1 pseudogene is annotated in these 238 nt (G+C 57.1%); it reads right to left on the bottom strand.

From position 1 onward, the window contains the following. Positions 1 to 238, bottom strand: a pseudogene (locus QP415_RS12840) (alpha/beta hydrolase); the annotation flags it as partial.

The following is a 238-nucleotide window of genomic DNA, read 5'->3' as shown; positions in this document are numbered from 1 at the left end:
GCGGCAAGCAGACCGAACTCGGCGTCGACGCTGTCATGGATCACCAAGGTCGGCTGTTCCAAGCCGGCCAGAAGCTTGTCAGAATCGGTCAGCGACAAGTCGATCAGCGTCTGCTTCGAGATCGTGAACTGTCGGCGAATCGAGGGTGAGTCGTCAGCGATCGTGGTAGCGCCGATCTCTTCCAAGTCACGCAACTGGTCATCAGAGAAAATCTGTGTCCAATCGACCGACATGGGAC

This window comes from Pauljensenia sp. UMB3104, from assembly GCF_030217285.1.
Classification (GTDB): Bacteria; Actinomycetota; Actinomycetes; order Actinomycetales; family Actinomycetaceae; genus Pauljensenia.
This window is presented reverse-complemented; position numbering and strand designations above follow the sequence as displayed.